General features: G+C 60.2%; 20 protein-coding genes. All 20 read left to right on the top strand.

The features are described 5' to 3' along the window. The first annotated feature begins 16 nt into the window (after positions 1-16). Positions 17-235, top strand: a complete 219-nt coding sequence (gene mtrB, locus ACFO3S_RS12595; RefSeq protein ID WP_378096205.1) for a trp RNA-binding attenuation protein MtrB — start codon at positions 17-19, stop codon at positions 233-235. Between the two features lie 90 nt (positions 236-325). Then, positions 326-871, top strand: a complete 546-nt coding sequence (locus ACFO3S_RS12590; RefSeq protein ID WP_378096202.1) for a hypothetical protein — start codon at positions 326-328, stop codon at positions 869-871. 101 nt (positions 872-972) lie between these two features. Beyond that, complete coding sequence (locus ACFO3S_RS12585) at positions 973-1,851, top strand: heptaprenyl diphosphate synthase component 1 (protein ID WP_378096199.1); 879 nt, start codon at positions 973-975, stop codon at positions 1,849-1,851. 8 nt (positions 1,852-1,859) lie between these two features. After that, on the top strand, positions 1,860-2,579 hold the full coding sequence (locus tag ACFO3S_RS12580; protein ID WP_378096732.1) for a demethylmenaquinone methyltransferase: 720 nt from the start codon (positions 1,860-1,862) through the stop codon (positions 2,577-2,579). After that, complete coding sequence (locus tag ACFO3S_RS12575) at positions 2,576-3,451, top strand: UbiA-like polyprenyltransferase (RefSeq protein ID WP_378096196.1); 876 nt, start codon at positions 2,576-2,578, stop codon at positions 3,449-3,451. The genes ACFO3S_RS12580 and ACFO3S_RS12575 overlap by 4 nt, the downstream gene beginning before the upstream one ends. Next, positions 3,445-4,071: a UbiX family flavin prenyltransferase gene (locus tag ACFO3S_RS12570; RefSeq protein WP_378096193.1), complete on the top strand. Its 627-nt coding sequence runs from the start codon at positions 3,445-3,447 to the stop codon at positions 4,069-4,071. The genes ACFO3S_RS12575 and ACFO3S_RS12570 overlap by 7 nt, the downstream gene beginning before the upstream one ends. After that, positions 4,064-4,939, top strand: coding sequence for a menaquinone biosynthetic enzyme MqnA/MqnD family protein (locus ACFO3S_RS12565; protein WP_378096190.1), 876 nt, complete (start codon positions 4,064-4,066; stop codon positions 4,937-4,939). The genes ACFO3S_RS12570 and ACFO3S_RS12565 overlap by 8 nt, the downstream gene beginning before the upstream one ends. Positions 4,940-4,943: 4 nt before the next feature. Further along, the gene (locus ACFO3S_RS12560; RefSeq protein ID WP_378096187.1) at positions 4,944-5,918 is read left to right on the top strand and encodes a polyprenyl synthetase family protein; all 975 of its coding nucleotides are present in this window, start codon (positions 4,944-4,946) and stop codon (positions 5,916-5,918) included. Positions 5,919-5,988: 70 nt separating this feature from the next. Next, entirely contained in the window at positions 5,989-6,432 is a 444-nt protein-coding gene (ndk, locus tag ACFO3S_RS12555) for a nucleoside-diphosphate kinase (RefSeq protein ID WP_378096184.1), read from the top strand. An 18-nt stretch (positions 6,433-6,450) separates the two neighbouring features. Then, on the top strand, positions 6,451-7,272 hold the full coding sequence (locus ACFO3S_RS12550) for a CheR family methyltransferase (RefSeq protein ID WP_378096181.1): 822 nt from the start codon (positions 6,451-6,453) through the stop codon (positions 7,270-7,272). Between the two features lie 60 nt (positions 7,273-7,332). Continuing rightward, entirely contained in the window at positions 7,333-7,494 is a 162-nt protein-coding gene (locus ACFO3S_RS12545; protein ID WP_378096178.1) for a hypothetical protein, read from the top strand. An 89-nt stretch (positions 7,495-7,583) separates the two neighbouring features. Continuing rightward, positions 7,584-8,753, top strand: coding sequence for a chorismate synthase (aroC, locus tag ACFO3S_RS12540; protein WP_378096175.1), 1,170 nt, complete (start codon positions 7,584-7,586; stop codon positions 8,751-8,753). Next, entirely contained in the window at positions 8,753-9,859 is a 1,107-nt protein-coding gene (aroB, locus tag ACFO3S_RS12535; protein ID WP_378096172.1) for a 3-dehydroquinate synthase, read from the top strand. The genes aroC and aroB overlap by 1 nt, the downstream gene beginning before the upstream one ends. A 6-nt stretch (positions 9,860-9,865) precedes the next feature. Beyond that, positions 9,866-10,234 carry a chorismate mutase gene (aroH, locus tag ACFO3S_RS12530; protein ID WP_378096170.1) on the top strand — a complete coding sequence of 123 codons (369 nt, stop codon included), beginning with the start codon at positions 9,866-9,868 and terminating at the stop codon, positions 10,232-10,234. Positions 10,235-10,713: 479 nt separating this feature from the next. Then, the gene (trpE, locus tag ACFO3S_RS12525) at positions 10,714-12,294 is read left to right on the top strand and encodes an anthranilate synthase component I (protein ID WP_378096167.1); all 1,581 of its coding nucleotides are present in this window, start codon (positions 10,714-10,716) and stop codon (positions 12,292-12,294) included. Positions 12,295-12,320: 26 nt separating this feature from the next. After that, positions 12,321-13,367 (top strand): anthranilate phosphoribosyltransferase, encoded by a 1,047-nt coding sequence (gene trpD / locus ACFO3S_RS12520; RefSeq protein ID WP_378096164.1) that lies wholly within the window; start codon positions 12,321-12,323, stop codon positions 13,365-13,367. Next, on the top strand, positions 13,357-14,163 hold the full coding sequence (gene trpC / locus ACFO3S_RS12515) for an indole-3-glycerol phosphate synthase TrpC (RefSeq protein WP_378096162.1): 807 nt from the start codon (positions 13,357-13,359) through the stop codon (positions 14,161-14,163). Before trpD ends, trpC begins: the two co-directional genes overlap by 11 nt. Further along, the gene (locus ACFO3S_RS12510; RefSeq protein ID WP_378096159.1) at positions 14,160-14,849 is read left to right on the top strand and encodes a phosphoribosylanthranilate isomerase; all 690 of its coding nucleotides are present in this window, start codon (positions 14,160-14,162) and stop codon (positions 14,847-14,849) included. Before trpC ends, ACFO3S_RS12510 begins: the two co-directional genes overlap by 4 nt. Further along, positions 14,846-16,051, top strand: coding sequence for a tryptophan synthase subunit beta (trpB, locus tag ACFO3S_RS12505; protein WP_378096156.1), 1,206 nt, complete (start codon positions 14,846-14,848; stop codon positions 16,049-16,051). Before ACFO3S_RS12510 ends, trpB begins: the two co-directional genes overlap by 4 nt. Further along, positions 16,048-16,881 carry a tryptophan synthase subunit alpha gene (trpA, locus tag ACFO3S_RS12500; RefSeq protein ID WP_378096153.1) on the top strand — a complete coding sequence of 278 codons (834 nt, stop codon included), beginning with the start codon at positions 16,048-16,050 and terminating at the stop codon, positions 16,879-16,881. Before trpB ends, trpA begins: the two co-directional genes overlap by 4 nt. The last annotated feature ends 20 nt before the right edge of the window (positions 16,882-16,901 follow it).

Below are 16,901 nucleotides of genomic sequence, written 5' to 3'. Positions count from 1 at the left end.
AAGGAGGCTTGCGACTATGGATACGGAACAGGAATACGTCGTCATTAAAGCGAAGGACAGCGGCGTTCAGGTCATTGGCTTGACGAGAGGCCAGGATACGAAGTTTCACCATACGGAGAAGCTGGACAAGGGCGAAGTGTTGATCGTTCAGTTCACCGATCATACGTCGGCCATGAAGATCAGAGGAAAAGCGACCATTCTGACGAAACACGGAACCGTGGATACCGATGCCTGAATAACCGGCGGCGGGGCGCAGGCATAGCCTGGCCTTTTTGTATGTACAATGGGTATGGAGGAGCCTCTCACAGAGAAAGGGGAATTCGCCATGCTCACCCGCCAGTTTGTCTCCTGGGCCGCGCTCGCCTTGACGGGATTTTTCGTCGTGCTGCTGCTCGGCCGACTGCCGCTTGTCGAACAGAGCTTGAGCCACCGCCATCCGTCTGTTTCCGTCTTCGAGACGGAAGAGGAGCGATGGCTGACGGACGATCGGCTTGTCGACGCGCTGAGCGCGATCCGAATGAGCAACCGGCCGATCCGGGTCGGCTGGGATCATGCGATTCTGGCCGTCGACCTGCGCGCCGACAGAACGGATGAGCTTCGACAAGACATCCGGCTGCTGATCGATTACGCTTTTATGGACGTTCGAAACGTTAAGCAGGTGCTCGTCCGGGTTTTCGAATGGCGGGGAGAACGGAAAACGCTGCTGCTGGCGGCGGAGACGCGAAGATCGGACTGGACCGACGAAGAGCTGGCGATGCTGAAGCTGTCGGCGGAAGGGATCGGGGACGGGGAGATCGAGCCGTCTTCGAATATTCGCTGGACGATGACGCCCGAAGGCCGGCGCCGGCTTATAAATTTTGCAAATTCATGAACAAAGTCCTTGGCTTATGCGAGCTTTTCCGGGATATGTTATAATAGTTGGGATAAACGTCAATAACGGTGTCTTGGCAGCTAGGTTCGGAGGCGGAAGCAATGAGCAGATCTCGAATTGACCAAATGGCCAGCAAGTACATGAGCCACGATATGATTACCCTGCACACGGAGCTGCCCGAATTTCCGAAAGGCAGGATTTCTTTGCTATATACCGTGCTGAGCTATCAGCCGAAGGCGGCTTCGCACAAAGATTTGCTGTCGGTCGCCACCTCGCTCGTGCAGATGGGACTGGACACTCACGACCTGGTCGAGAACGCTACGGGAGCGGCGGCTGTCGGGACGCAGGGGATGCGTACCCAGCAGCTGAGGGTGCTGGCCGGAGATTATTTCAGCAGCCGCTTCTACCACCTGCTGTCGCAGGCCGGGCAGATCGAGACGATCCGCCGTCTCAGCGAGGCGATCTGCGACATTAACCGGTTGAAGATGAGCTTTTACAGCAAAATGAAGCAAAGGAAAATGAACGCGGAGGAATATCTCGACATCGGCGCCGAGCTGAGGTCCGGAATTTTTCTGTCGTTTGCGGAAATGATGAACGGCCTGCACGCCAAACTGTGGCCGGACATCGTGAGCCGGTTCAGCCGATGCGAGGTGCTGCTGCAGGAGATCGGCAGAGTGGAGCGCACTTCGGCCTTGGCCGGCAGCTGGGGCGTGTGGCACATTCTTCAGGAAGGCTCGGAGGAGGATCGCCGGCTTCTCGCCGACGGCAAGGAGGACGCGGGACTTCTCCGGACGCTGCTGCACAAGTACGACGTCGCGGAGAAGCTGGGAGCTCTTCTGCGGCAATCCGTTTCCCAACTGCAAGCACTGATCCAAAGGCTTCAGTCGGACAAGCTTGCCAAGGATCTGCAACCGCTGATCGAGCCTTTTCTGACGGCGACGGGGCAGCGGCGGGCCACCGCATTGAAGGAGCTGGGATAGGAAGAATGATGGACCCGAAATCGAAGGAAACGCACGTGCATGAAGTGTTTGAGCGTATCGCTCCCAAATACGACATGATGAACGACATCATCAGCTTCAGAAGACATAAAGCCTGGCGCCGCTTCACCATGCGCAAGATGGACATTCAGCCGGGGCAGAGCGCCTTGGATCTGTGCTGCGGTACGTGCGACTGGACGATCGCGCTGGCGAAAGCCAGCGGCGGAGGCCGGACGGTGGGCCTCGACTTCAGCCGCAATATGCTGGATATCGGACAGGCCAAGGTGAACAAGTCGGGCTACGGACAGAAGATCACGCTAGTTGAAGGGAATGCGATGGAGCTGCCCTTCGAGGATAACTCCTTCGATTTCGTGACGATCGGCTTTGGGCTGCGCAACGTTCCGGATATCGTCAAGACGCTTAAGGAGATGAAGCGGGTCGTCAAGCCCGGCGGCAAGATCGTGTGCCTGGACATGTCCAAGCCGACTTGGCAGCCGTTCAAGAGCATTTATTATTTTTATTTCGAGAAAGTCATGCCCTTATTCGGAAAATGGTTCGTCAAAAGCTACGAGCAGTACCGGTGGCTGCCGGAATCGCTCGCGACTTTTCCCGATCTTCAGGCGCTCGCCGAGCTGTTCCGCGAAATCGGCATGCGCAACGTGAAGGCTTACCCGTTCTTCGGCGGCGTAGCCGCGCTGCATATGGGGACGAAGGGGAATGAAAACGTATGATCGCCAAGGTGCGCATTTTTCTGGAAATGATCAAGTTTGAACATACGCTGTTTGCGCTTCCGTTCGCTTTTGTCGGAGCGATTCTCGGATCGGTGACGGTTGAGAAGAGACTGCCGGAGTGGAGCGAGGTCGGCTGGATTTTGCTGGCGATGGTCGGGGCCCGCACGGCGGCGATGGGGCTGAACAGACTGATCGACAAGGCGATCGACGCCCGCAATCCGAGAACGGCCAATCGGGCGATTCCGGCCGGACTGCTGCAGTCCAAGGACGTCATTCTATACATCGTCGTTTCGTTCGTTCTGCTCTTTTGGGCGGCCTACCAGTTAAACAGTCTGGCGGTCAAGCTGCTGCCGCTCGCCGTCTTTTTCCTCGTGTTTTATTCGTACACGAAACGCTTTACATGGGCTTGCCATCTCGTTCTCGGGCTGACGATCGGCCTGGCGCCTCTCGGGGGCTGGGTAGCGGTGACAGGCGGGATCACCTGGGAAGCGGTCGTGCTTTATGTATCGGTGGCGCTTTGGACGGCGGGCTTCGACGTCATCTATGCGTGTCAGGACGTCGAATTTGACCGCAAGGAGGGGCTCCATTCGATTCCGGCCAGATTCGGCGTCGGTAGGGCGCTTGGCATCGCGCGCGCCTTTCATGCCCTGACGGCGGCCGGGTTCGCCCTGCTGCTCGTCTTGACGGATTTGAGCTGGTGGTATTTCGCCGGCACGATCGTCGCCGCGGGGCTGCTGCTGTACGAGCATCGGCTCGTCAAGCCTCACGACCTCAGCAAGCTGAATGCGGCTTTCTTTACGATGAACGGCATTCTGAGCATGGTGATTTTTATTTTCACCTTTATCGACCTGGTGGTGATCCGGGGATGGTAAAAGGGAGCGAGAGCGAACCCAAGCGGTGGATTGTCGGGATGACGGGGGCCAGCGGCGCGATATATGGAGTGACCTTGTGCCGGCAGTTGTTAAGTGCCGGTTTTCATCTGCATTTGGTCGTATCGGATGCAGGATGGCGCGTGCTGAAGGAAGAGCTGGGTTGGAACGTGACGAATCGGTTAGACTGTATAAATACCGCTTTCGATTCCGCGCAGGCGGAGGGGCGAATGACGTATCACCCGCTTAACGATATCGGGGCGAGCATCGCCAGCGGTTCGTTCCGCTGCGAAGGGATGGCGATCGTCCCCTGCTCGATGGGCTCGCTGTCCGCCATCGCCAGCGGAGCCTCCACGAATCTGCTGACCCGCGCCGCCGACGTCATGCTGAAGGAGGGGCGTCCGCTGCTGCTCGTGCCGAGGGAGACGCCGCTGAACGCCATTCATCTGGAAAACATGCTCAAGCTTGCCCGTCTCGGCGTGCGGATCATTCCGGCGATGCCCGCTTTCTACAACGGACCGCAGACGCTGGACGACGTCGTGAGCTTTATCGTCGGCAAGACGATGGACGGCATGGGCGTCGCACACAATTTATATCGAAGATGGGGACAACCCGATGAATAATCCGAACTCGCGGCCGATTCGGCTCGGCCGCATTTCTTATACGAACGCCTGGCCCGTGTTTCATCATTTCGACCCGGGACGGCTTTCTTTTCCGACGGAGATCCATTCGGACTTGCCCGCCACGCTAAACCGCAAGCTGAGGACGGGAGACATCGACATGGCGGCGATTTCTTCGTACGCCTACGGAGTGTCCGCAGACGCTTACTATTTACTGCCGAATTTGTCGGTCAGCGCGTTCGGCAGGGTGCAATCGATTTTGCTGTTCCTGAAGTCGCCGCTTGAGCAAGTGCTGCGGGGCAGGATCGCCTTAACGACGGCTTCCGCTACGTCGGTCAATCTGCTGAAAATCATTATGGAGAAGTTCTACGGCGGCAAACCGACGTACGAGGACGCGGAGCCGGCGCTCGAGCAGATGCTCGAGCATGCGGACGCCGCCCTGCTGATCGGGGATCATGCCATACGGGCGTCGTGGACGAATCACGGCTACCGCGTGCTCGATCTAGGAGAAGTTTGGAACGTCTGGACCGGCCATTGGATGACGTTCGCCTTATGGGGCGTGCACAAGGAGACGGCGCTTCGCTGCCCCGAAGCGATCGGGGAAATCTACGAGAGCCTGATCGCCAGCAAGCGCGAATCCAAGCGCAACGTCGAGCCGATCGTAGACAAGGCGCTGCGTCAGATCGGGGGCACGGCAGACTATTGGCGCGGCTACTTCGGCAACCTGTGCCACGACTTCGGACCGGAGCAGAAAGCCGGACTCCGTCTTTATTTTCAGTACGCGAAGGAACTCGGATTGATCGACGGCGAGCCCGACATCGCGGAGCTGCCGCTGCCCGATCTTCTAGATAACCTATCCAACCGCAGGTGAACTTATGAAATTAATGCAGCTCTACGCTTCGATGAAATCCGAATTGCAAGCGATCGAGGATCAGATGGCGCTGACCGTCACCTCGGATCTGCCGATTCTGAGCGAAACCTCGCTTCATCTGCTCAAGGCCGGCGGCAAAAGAATCCGGCCCGTTCTGGTGCTGCTCGCCGGGAAGTTTGGGGATTACTCGCTTGAGACGCTTCAGAAGGTCGCGGTGCCGCTCGAGCTGATCCATATGGCCACGCTCGTGCACGACGACGTCATCGACGACGCCGACACGCGCCGAGGCCAGCTTACGGTGAAGTCGAAGTGGGACAACCGCATCGCCATGTTTACGGGCGACTATATTTACGCGAAGGCGCTGACGGTCATTACCGAGCTGGACCAACCGCGCGTTCACCAGATTCTGTCCGGCACGATCGTGCAGGTGTGCATCGGAGAGATGGAGCAGATCCGCGATTTCTTTAACGTCGATCAGAGCGTGCGCAACTACTTGCGAAGAATCCGGCGGAAAACGGCGCTCCTGATTGCGATCAGCTGTCAGCTGGGAGCGGTCGCTACCGGAGCCTCGGCCCAATTGAGCGGCGCCCTGTACCGGTTCGGCTACAATCTGGGCATGAACTTCCAGATCATGGACGATCTGCTCGACTTGTGCGGGACGGAGAAAGCGATCGGCAAGCCGCCCGGCAGCGATCTAAGGCAGGGCAACATCACGCTTCCGGTTCTGTACGCGCTGCAGGAAGAGGCGATTCGCGGCCCGCTGCTGGAGGAGATCGAGGCGATCAAGCGAAGCGACGGACGGTCGGATTCGTCGGCGGCCGTCAAGCTGGTAAGATCGAGCAAGGGGATCAAGGAAGCCGAGCGATTGGCGGATCGTTACATTGCAAAGGCGCTGCACGCGCTGGAGGCGCTGCCCGATATTCCCGCGAAGCGGAATTTGGCCGATATCGCGCGGTTTGTGGCGAAACGGAGCTACTAAAAGTGATATAGGGCGTTTTTTATGGTAAAATGAAAACAGACAAGAGGAATGTCTTGAAAGGGGGAGGAGCATGGAAAGAACCTACTTGATGGTGAAGCCCGACGGCGTGCAGCGCGGCCTGATCGGGGAGATCGTCGCCCGGTTCGAGCGCAAGGGACTCAAGCTGGTCGGCGCCAAGCTTATGCAGGTGTCCCGGGAGCGCGCCGAGCGCCACTACGCAGAGCATAAAGGAAAAGACTTCTACGAAAAGCTGCTTCAATTCATTACCTCCGGACCGGTGTTCGCGATGGTGTGGGAAGGGGATCAGGCCGTCGCTCTGTGCCGGGCGCTGATCGGCAAAACCAACGCCCTCGAGGCTGCGCCGGGCACCATTCGCAGCGATTATGCGATACATACGAATTTTAATTTGATTCACGGCGCGGACTCTCTGGAAAATGCGGAGCGCGAGATCGCCATATTCTTCTCGGAAGATGAGCTCGTTGCCTACGATAAGGCGATTCAGGTGTGGATATAAGGGAGAGAACAGAGCGTCATGGGAGACATTCGTTCCATACCGGGCGTAAGCCCGAGCTTTTCCGAGGATGAGGATTTTACGCGATTTGTCGTCAATATTAAAAGACTCACTTCCATCGATCTGTCCCAGTATAAAGAAAACCAGATGAGGCGAAGGCTGACGACGCTGCGAATGAAGCACGGCTACAAGTCGTTCGAGGAGTACTTCGCGGCGTTGTCTGCCGATCCGAGAATGCGCAACGAATTTCTGGACCGGATGACGATTAACGTCTCCGAATTCTGGCGCAATCCGAACCGCTGGAAGGTGCTGAAGGAGAAGTTTCTGCCCCAGATGCTGAGTCAGTCGTCCCGGCTGAATATCTGGAGCGCCGCTTGCTCCACCGGGGAAGAGCCCTACACGCTGGCGATGATAGCCGACTCCTTGGGCGCTCTGGACCGCTCGACGGTGCTGGCCACCGATATCGACGAAGGCGTGCTGGCCAAAGCGAGGGAAGGCGTCTATCTGGAGCGATCGCTGCGGGACGTCCCCCCCGACTTCAAGAGCAAGTATTTCACTGCGGAGGACGGCGCCTTCCGGATCGACAGCCGGCTGAGGAAGGCGGTTAAGCTGCAGAAGCAGAATCTGCTGCTCGACGAATTCGGCAGCCATTACGATCTGATCGTATGCCGGAACGTTATGATTTATTTCACCGAGGATGCCAAGCATCTGCTGTACGGCAAGTTTGCGAGGGCGCTCAAGCCCGGCGGTCTGCTGTTCGTCGGCAGCACCGAGCAGATCTTTTCACCCGGCCAGTACGGCCTCGAGACCGCGGACACTTTTTTCTACAGACGCGTGAATTGAGGTATGTTAACGAGACGCCCAACCGATAATAAGGCTAATCGGGCCATGCGGAGGGTGTCTATGGACAAACGTAAAGTGATCGCCGCCTATCGGCGAGGATTAATATCCGTGCAAGAATGCGCGCAAATATTGGGCCTGGATAACGTGGAGCTTCTCGGCCATATGAGGGAACCGGGAAAGCCGATCGCTAAAAACGGCAGGAAGCAGTCCGTCCGTACGTGACGGGCTCTTTTCTTGTCAAACGCTTTAACGCTGTACTATAATGATCAGAGATAGGTACAGCTCGAGTGGAAACAAGGGAGGAACCGGAGTTGAGTTTACGTTATTTGACTGCAGGGGAGACGCACGGTCCGCAGCTCACCGCCATTATTGAAGGATTGCCGAGCAATCTGGAGCTGGATTTCGAAGCGTTGAATTTTCAGCTGCAGCGCCGCCAGAAGGGACACGGGCGCGGCCGCCGCATGCAGATAGAGACCGATACGGCACAGATCGTCGGCGGGGTTCGGCATGGCCGGACGACCGGAGCGCCGGTCGCCGTCGTCGTGGAAAATAAAGACTGGAAGCATTGGACGTCCGTCATGAACGTCGAGCCGGTCGAAGGCAGCGACGAGACGAAGCGCCGCGTTTTTCGTCCTCGTCCGGGACACGCCGATCTGAACGGCGGCTTGAAGTACAATTTGCGCGACTTGCGCAACGTGCTGGAGCGCTCCAGCGCTCGGGAGACGGCGGCCCGCGTCGCCGTCGGCGCAATCGCCCGGCAGCTGCTCGGCCGATTCGGCATCCAGGTGGCCGGTCACGTCGTCTCGATCGGGGGGATTGAAGCCGCCGCTCCGAACCTGCCGATCGACGAGCTGATCGCGGTGACGGAGGAATCTCCGGTGCGCGTGGCGGATAAGGACGCGGAGCAAAAAATGATCGAGCTGATCGACCGCATGAAGAAGGAAGGCGATACGATCGGCGGCGTCGTGGAATGCATCGTCACCGGACTTCCCGTCGGACTCGGCAGCCATGTGCAATGGGACCGGAAGCTGGACGGACGCATCGCGCAAGCCGTCGTCTCCATTAACGCCTTCAAGGGCGTCGAGGTCGGCATCGGCTTCGAGGCGGCCCGCATTCCGGGCTCGCAGGTGCACGACGAAATTTTGTATTCCGAAGAGAAGGGCTTCTATCGAGGCTCCAACCGCGCCGGAGGCTTCGAAGGCGGGATGACGACCGGGGAGCCGATCGTCGTGCGCGGCGTTATGAAGCCGATTCCGACGCTGTACAAGCCGCTGGCCAGCGTCGATATCGACACGAAGGAAGCGTTCACCGCTCAAGTCGAACGCTCCGACGCCTGCGCCGTGCCCGCTGCGAGCGTCGTCCTGGAGCACGTCGTCGCCTGGGAAGTGGCGAGGGCGTTCCTGGAGAAGTTCGGCGGAGACTCCGTCGAAGAAATTCAGGCGAATCTGGACAGCTACCTGAAGCAGGTCGAGGCGTACTAATGGCGGGCGGGACGAGAGAGCTCATCGTAGATCTCGGGGAACGTTCCTATCCGATCCGGATCGGCGCGGGATTGATCGCGGAGCTGGGACGGATGCTGACCGAGCGGAAATTTCCTGTCAAATCCCCGATTTTGCTCGTCACCGACAGCTCCGTCGAGAGACTGTACGCGCCGGGGGCCGAGGAGAGCTTGCGCGCAAGCGGCTTCACGGTCGCTCGCGCCGTCGTGCCGTCCGGAGAAGCCTCCAAATCTCTCGAGATGCTGGACGTTCTCGTAGAAAAGGCGCTTCAGGCGGGATTGGACCGCAAATCGACGGTGATCGCGCTGGGCGGAGGCGTCGTCGGCGACTTGGCCGGCTTCGCGGCCGCGTCCTATATGCGCGGCGTGAAGTTCGTGCAAATTCCGACAACGATTTTGGCGCACGACAGCAGCGTCGGCGGCAAAGTAGCCGTCAATCACCGGCTGGCGAAAAATATTATCGGCGCCTTCCATCAGCCGGAGTTCGTGCTGTTCGATCTCGATACGCTGGCAAGCTTGCCCGACCGCGAGGTGCGGGCCGGGCTGTCCGAGGTGATCAAGCACGGGCTCATCTGGAACGCCGATTTCGTCGCCTGGTGCGAGGAGAACGCCGAGCGGCTGCTGGCGCTGGATGCGGATGCGCTCGGCTACGCCCTGTACGAAGGCTGCAGGGTTAAATCGATCGTCGTGTCGCGAGACGAGCGAGAGAACGACCTGCGCGCCATTCTCAACCTCGGGCATACGATCGGCCACGCGCTGGAAGCGGTCGCAGGATACGGGGAGCTGCTGCACGGAGAGGCGATCGCCATCGGCATGGTCGGCGCAGCCAGACTTGCCGGCCGCTTCGGTTACTCCGCGGAGATCGAGAGGACGACGGAGCGGATCTTCCGCAAGTTCGGCCTGCCCGTCCGCATCCCGGATCATCTGGCCACGGATCGAATTATGAGCGCCATGCTCCATGACAAGAAATTCAGCGAAGGCGACATGGTCTTCGTCGTGCCTACGGCCATCGGAAGCGTGGAAATCCGCCGCGACGTGCCTTCCGCTTGGGTGACGGATATTGTCAACGGATTAAGAGAGGGGAATTAATCGAACATGAGCGTTAGGGGAATCCGCGGGGCCATTACGGTGGAACAGAATGAAGAGCAGCCTATACTGGACGCGACAGTCGAGCTGCTGAACGGGATCGTCGAAGTGAATCAATTCGAGCCGGAGGATATCGCCAGCGTCTTCGTCACCGTTACGCAGGATTTGGACGCGACGTTTCCGGCTCGCGCAATCCGTCAGATGGCCGGCTGGGAGCTGGTGCCGCTCATGTGCTCGGTCGAGGTGCCGGTCAAGGGCAGTCTGGAGAAATGCATCCGTCTGATGGTGCTGGTCAATACCGACGTTGCCCAGAAGGACATTCGCCACGTCTACCTCAATCGGGCTCAAGCGCTTCGCCCGGACTTGGCGGGCAAGTAGAACGAACCGGCACCGTACGGAACGAGAACAACGAGACGAAGTGCCAGCGCGAAGCACGCGCCGTTTCTCTCCTGGAGAGGCGACGTTTTTTTCGCATCGACAGAAGGGGGAGGGTGTCCGTGCATCCCGTCTCCCCGGACTTGGTGTCCGCCGTTCCGTTCCTTCGCTGCGAGAAATTCAGTGTTGACGCCCCGTACCTCGGATGCTATAGTAGGTACCATATTATGCAGAGCGGAACGGCCGGCCACAGGGACGGCAACTTACGCGAACGCAAGCGAAGCAGAGATGAGACGAGATCAATTGAGCGGAGCGATCGGTGCTTTTGCGCGTGCAGGTATGCACGCCGGGCATTCACGATGATTCTGATCTGATCTAATGAACGCATCTCTGCCTAGCAGGGATGCTTTTTTATTTGCGCGAGCGGCCGGCAGCGCGGAAAGGGCGCAGGCCGGTAACGATTGCGGCAGGGGGAGAGAGCGATGGACGAGATGGAGCTTCAAGGGATTAAGAAGATGGCCGGACGATATAACGTCATTCCCGTCGTGCGCAAGCTGCTGGCGGATACGGAGACGCCGATCCGCGTGTTCCAGCACTTAAGCCGGGATAAGAGGGCGTTCCTGCTCGAAAGCGTCGAGGGCGGAGCGAAGTGGGCCAGATATTCCTATATCGGAACAGATCCGTTCCTCGTGCTGAAGCTGAAAAAAAACCGGCTGACGCTGGAGCGGAAAGGGCGGGTCGAAGCGTTCGAGACGAACGAGCCGCTGCAGGTGCTGCGCGAGAAGCTTCGCTCCTATCGCAGCCCGTCGCTTGCGGAGCTTCCTCCGTTCACCGGCGGCGCGATCGGGTTTTTCGGCTACGACCTGCTGCAGTACTACGAGCGCAAGCTTCCGCCTCACAGGACAGACGATCTGAACATGGACGACATGCAGTTCATGTTCTGCGATCAGATTATCGTCTTCGACCATTTCAAGCACCATGTGCTCGTCATCGGCAACGTGCACGTTCGCGACGGGGCCGGCGATTCGGACATCGAGGAAGCCTACCGCGAGACGCTTAACGCGATGGACGATACGATTCGCCGCATCCGGCAGCCGCTTCCGGTTCAGCCTTCGCCGGTCACTCCGCCGCACGATCCGGAGCTGGGAGAGATTCGGTCGAACGTGACGAAGGAGCAGTTTCTGGATAACGTGAACGCGGCGAAGGAATACATCCGGGCCGGAGACATTTTCCAGGTGGTGCTGTCCCAGCGGTTTCATATCGAGACGAACGTCGATCCGCTCCATGTGTACCGGGTGCTGAGAACGATGAATCCGTCGCCGTACATGTACGTGCTGAAGCTGGACGACGAAGTCATCGTCGGAACGTCGCCGGAGCTTCTCGTCAAAGTCGACAACGGCAAGGTGGAGACGCGTCCGATCGCCGGCACGCGTCCGAGAGGCCATACGCCGGAGGAGGACTTGCGGCTCGAGCGCGAGCTGCTGGCGGACGAGAAGGAACGCGCCGAACACGTCATGCTCGTCGATCTGGGACGCAACGACATCGGACGGGTGTCGACGTTCGGCACGGTCAAATGCGACAGCTACATGGAGATCGAACGATATTCCCACGTGATGCACATCGTTTCCAACGTGACCGGCGAGCTGCGGCCTGACAAGGATTTCTACGACGCCTTCCTGTCTTGCCTGCCGGCGGGCACCGTATCCGGCGCTCCGAAGCTGAGAGCGATGGAGATTATCGCCGAGCTGGAGAAGGAGGCGCGAGGCGCCTATGCGGGAGCGATCGGCTATCTGGGCTTCTCCGGCAGCCTGAACACCTGCATCACCATCCGGACGATTATTTTTAAGCACGGCAGAGCTTACGTGCAAGCGGGGGCCGGCATCGTCTGGGATTCGGTTCCGGAGAACGAATATGCGGAGACGCAGAACAAAGCCAAAGGGATGCTGAAGGCGATTCGCGCGGCGGAGGCGGCGTTCCCCCCGGCAGGCGCCGCGAAGCGAAGCCCGGTCGAATTCTCGGCGGTGCTGGCGGGAGATCGGCGGACGAATCTGGATTACGATTAATCTTGTTCAAGGAGGATTCGGAAAAGATGAGCGAAGCGACCGCAATTAGCCTGCCCCTGGCGCTGGCCAAGCTGCTGGCGGGCGAGGATCTGACGAGAGAAGAAGCGTTCGGCGTCATGACGACGATAATGAGAGGAGAAGCGACTCCGGCGCAGATCGGAGGCGCCGTCGTTGCCCTGCGAATGAAGGGCGAGACGGCCGACGAGATTCTCGGCTTCGCCGAAGCGATGAGGGCGCTCTCCAATCGGGTCTCGACGGAGCGCGAAGATTTGCTGGATACGTGCGGCACGGGGGGCTCGGGCGTGCACAAGTTCAACATCTCGACGGCGTCCGCGATTATCGCCTCCGCCGCCGGAGCGAGAGTCGCCAAGCACGGCAACCGGGCCATGTCGGGCAAAGCCGGCAGCGCCGACGTGCTGGAAGCGCTGGGGATCAACATTAATCTGACGGCGGAGCAAGCCGCCGAGTGCCTGGAGCGGACCGGCATCTGCTTCATGTTCGCGCAGCTCTACCATCCGGCACTGAAGCATGCCGCCGGTCCGAGAAGAGAGCTTGGCGTCCGCACGATCTTCAATATGCTCGGACCGCTGGCCAATCCGGCCAGGGCGGATCGCCAGCTGATCGGTCTGTACGACCGCGCTCGCACCTCCACTGTCGCCGAAGTGCTGCAGCGGCTCGGCTTGAAGCGGGCAATGGTCGTCGGCAGCCACGACGGACTGGACGAGATCAGCATTTCGGCGCCGACGCAAGTGTCGGAGCTGAAGAACGGGCAAGTCGTCACCTACGACATCACGCCGGAGGAGCTCGGTCTGTCGACCGTTTCCTTGAAGGCCGTGCAAGGCGGCAACGCGATGGAGAACGCCCGGATTATCCGCCGCGTGCTCGGTGGAGAGAAGAGCGCTTACCGCGATATCGTGCTGGCGAACGCGGGCGCGTGCATCTACGTTGCCGGACGCGCCGACTCGCTTCCAGAAGGAGTGGCCCTGGCCGCGGAAATGATCGCTTCGGGCCTTGCCGCCGACAAACTGCAGCAGTGGATTGCTGCGACAGGAGAGCTGAATCATGTTTCTTGATCGCATCGTCGCCACTAAACGGCAAGAGGTGGAGACGCTTAAACAGACGTTGTCGATGGCCGACGCCGAGAAGCGGATCGCGGAGCTTCCGCCCTGCCGCGGCTTCGAGCGGGCGCTCGTCGAGCGGAACCGGCCCGTAGGTCTGATCGCAGAGGTGAAGAAGGCGAGCCCGTCCAAGGGGCTGATCCGTCCCGATTTTCACCCTGTCGGTCTCGCCGAAGCCTACGAGCGGGCGGGAACGGACTGCATATCCGTCTTGACCGATGTCGATTATTTTCAGGGAAGCAACGAATACTTGGCGGAAATTCGCCAGCGCGTGGCGGTTCCGCTGCTGCGCAAAGACTTTACGATCGACGAGCGCCAGATTTACGAGGCGAGGCTGATCGGCGCGGACGCGATTTTGCTGATCGCGGCCATCTTGACGCCCAGACAGCTGGCGGACTTCCACACGCTTGGCAGGGATGTTGGCTTGGACGTTCTGGTCGAGGTGCATAATCGTCCGGAATTGGAGACGGTGCTGGAGTTCGGGCAAGCGACGCTGATCGGCGTCAACAATCGCGACCTGAAAACTTTCGTCACGGACTTGAGCGTCACCGAGCAGCTGATCGGCCTGATGCCGGCAGGAGTCGTTGCGGTGAGCGAAAGTGCGATCGCCACGACGGAGGATGTCGCCTATGTTCGCGGGGCGGGCGCTCAGGCCGTACTGATCGGAGAGCATTTTATGCGCCAGCCGAGCGTAGAGGACGCGGTGAACGAGCTGCTCGGTCCCGCCAAGAAAGAAGGCGCGGCGCGATGACGAACGGGCAGCGCGCGGCGGAGAAGCCGACGCTCGTGAAAATATGCGGCATTAAAGAGGAAGCGACCTTGCGGGGAATGGCGGGACTGCGGGTGGACTATATCGGCTTCGTATTCGCGAAGAGCCGCAGACAGGTGACGCCGGAGCGGGCCGCCGAGCTTCGGTCGGCGGCCCTCGGCCTGGCGATGGCAAGCGGCAAGCCGCCGCTGACGGTCGGCGTGTTCGTGAATCCGACGATAGAGGAGCTGGAGCGAACGCTGGCCGTCGTTCCTCTCGACGCCGTGCAGCTGCACGGCGATGAGACGCCGGAGTTCGCCCGGCTGGCGCGAGACCGGTTCGCCGTCGACGTGTGGCGGGCTTTGCCGGTGAAGGAAGCGGAGGAGACCGCCGCCGGCGTCTCGCGTCTGAAGGCGTATGCGGGAGCGGTGTCCACCGTGCTGCTCGATACGGCGGGCGGAGGCACGGGGCGGCCCTTTCGCTGGGACGTCATTCCCGTCTACCAGGAGGCGGCCGCCGGAAGCGGGCTGCGGCTGTTCGTCGCCGGAGGGCTGTCGCCGGACAACGCGGACAAGCTCGTGACGGCTTATCGGCCGGAAGGCGTCGACGTCTCCAGCGGCGTAGAGACGGACGGAACGAAGGATATCGGCAAAATCGCCGCATTCGCAGAAAGGGTGAGCAACGCATGAGTCAAGTGCCGGATTCGCACGGACGGTTCGGTCCGTTCGGCGGGAAGTACGTTCCGGAAACGTTAATGAACGCGTTAATCGAGCTGGAGGACGCTTACCGGAAATATAAGGACGATCCGGAGTTTCTGGCGGAGATTCGCTATTTGTTGAAGCAGTATTCCGGCCGGCCGACGCCGCTCTATTACGCGGAGAGGCTGTCCGCCCATCTCGGCGGCGCGAAAATCTATCTCAAGCGCGAGGATCTGAACCATACCGGCGCCCACAAGATTAACAATACGATCGGGCAGGCGGTATTGGCGAAGCGAATGGGGAAGAAAAAGGTTATCGCCGAGACCGGAGCGGGCCAGCACGGCGTCGCCACGGCGACGGTAGCCGCCTTGATGGGGCTGGAGTGCAAGGTGTTCATGGGCGAGGAGGATACGAAGCGCCAGCAGCTGAACGTGTTCCGCATGAAGCTGCTCGGCTCCGAGGTCGTTCCGGTGCTGTCGGGAACCCGCACCTTGAAGGACGCCTGCAACGAAACGCTGCGCTACTGGGTCAGCCACGTCGACGATACGTATTACATTCTCGGCTCGGTGACCGGGCCGCATCCTTATCCGATGATGGTTCGCGACTTTCAGCGCGTGATCGGCCTGGAGTCGCGGGAGCAGATTCTCGAAGCGGAAGGCCGTCTGCCCGACGTCGTCGTCGCAGCGGTCGGGGGCGGCAGCAACGCGATCGGCATGTTCCATCCGTTCATCGCGGACAAGGGCGTCCGTCTTCTCGGAGTAGAAGCGGCCGGGCGAGGCGTCGACACCGGGGAGCATGCCGCCACGATGACCAAGGGCCGCCCGGGCGTGTTCCAAGGCTCGATGAGCTACGTGCTTCAGGACGAGGGCGGCCAGGTGCTGCCGGCGCATTCGATCTCCGCGGGGCTCGACTATCCGGGCATCGGCCCCGAGCATGCGTATCTGAAGGATACCGAACGGGCGGAATATGTGCCGATTACCGACAAGGAAGCACTGGACGCGCTGTCGACGCTTTCCCGCATGGAGGGCATCATCCCGGCGCTGGAATCCGCGCACGCCATCGCCCAGGTGCTGAAAGTCGCGCCGACGATGGGCAAGGACGAGATTATCGTCGTCAGCTTGTCCGGGCGCGGAGACAAGGACGTGGAATCGATCATGACGTATTTGGCGAAAGAGGAGGGACAACCGTCATGAGCGCAAGCAATGCGATCGACGCCGTATTCGCGAAGCTGAAGGCCAGCGGGGAGACGGCGCTCATTCCGTTCATAACGATGGGCGATCCCGATCTGGACACCTCCGTCGCCCTTCTGCAGGCGGCGGAGGAGGCGGGAGCGCATATGGTCGAGCTGGGCGTTCCGTATTCCGACCCGCTTGCGGACGGGCCCGTGATTCAGCGCGCCTCCGAGCGCGCGCTGCGCAACCGGATCGGCCTGCTCGACTGCATGGCCGTCGCTTCCAAAGCCCGCGAGCGCGGCGTCAAGCTGCCTTTTATTTTGTTTTCTTACTACAACCCCGTGCTGCAGCTTGGACTCGAGCGTTATTTCGCCCTGCTTAAGGAGCACGGCTTCAGCGGCATGATCATTCCGGATCTGCCTCTGGAGGAAGATTCCGAAGTTCGCGCCATGGCGGAGGCGAGCGGCATTCACCTGATTCCGCTCGTCGCCCCGACGTCGCAAGCGAGAGTCGAGCGCATCGCCTCGCGCGCCCAAGGGTTCGTCTACTGCGTGTCCTCGCTCGGCGTGACGGGCGTGCGCTCTTCGTTCCACGAAGGCATCGACGAGTTTCTCGCTTCGGTGCGACGGGCGTCCAACGTGCCGATCTGCGTCGGCTTCGGCATCTCCAGCCGGGAACAGGCCGAGCGTTTCGCGGGGCAGTGCGACGGCGTCATCGTCGGAAGCGCCATCGTGCGCCGGATCGAGGAGGCGCTCCCGCAGCTGACTTCCGGTCAGCCCTCGGAACGGGAGCGGGGCATTCAAGAAGTGCGGGAATTTATCGCCGGCTTAAAGCCGAGGGCGACGGCCTGATCCGACTCTTTTTGCGGAAA

This window comes from Cohnella hongkongensis, from assembly GCF_042654645.1.
In the GTDB taxonomy this organism is placed as follows: Bacteria; Bacillota; Bacilli; order Paenibacillales; family Paenibacillaceae; genus Cohnella; species Cohnella hongkongensis.
This window is presented reverse-complemented; position numbering and strand designations above follow the sequence as displayed.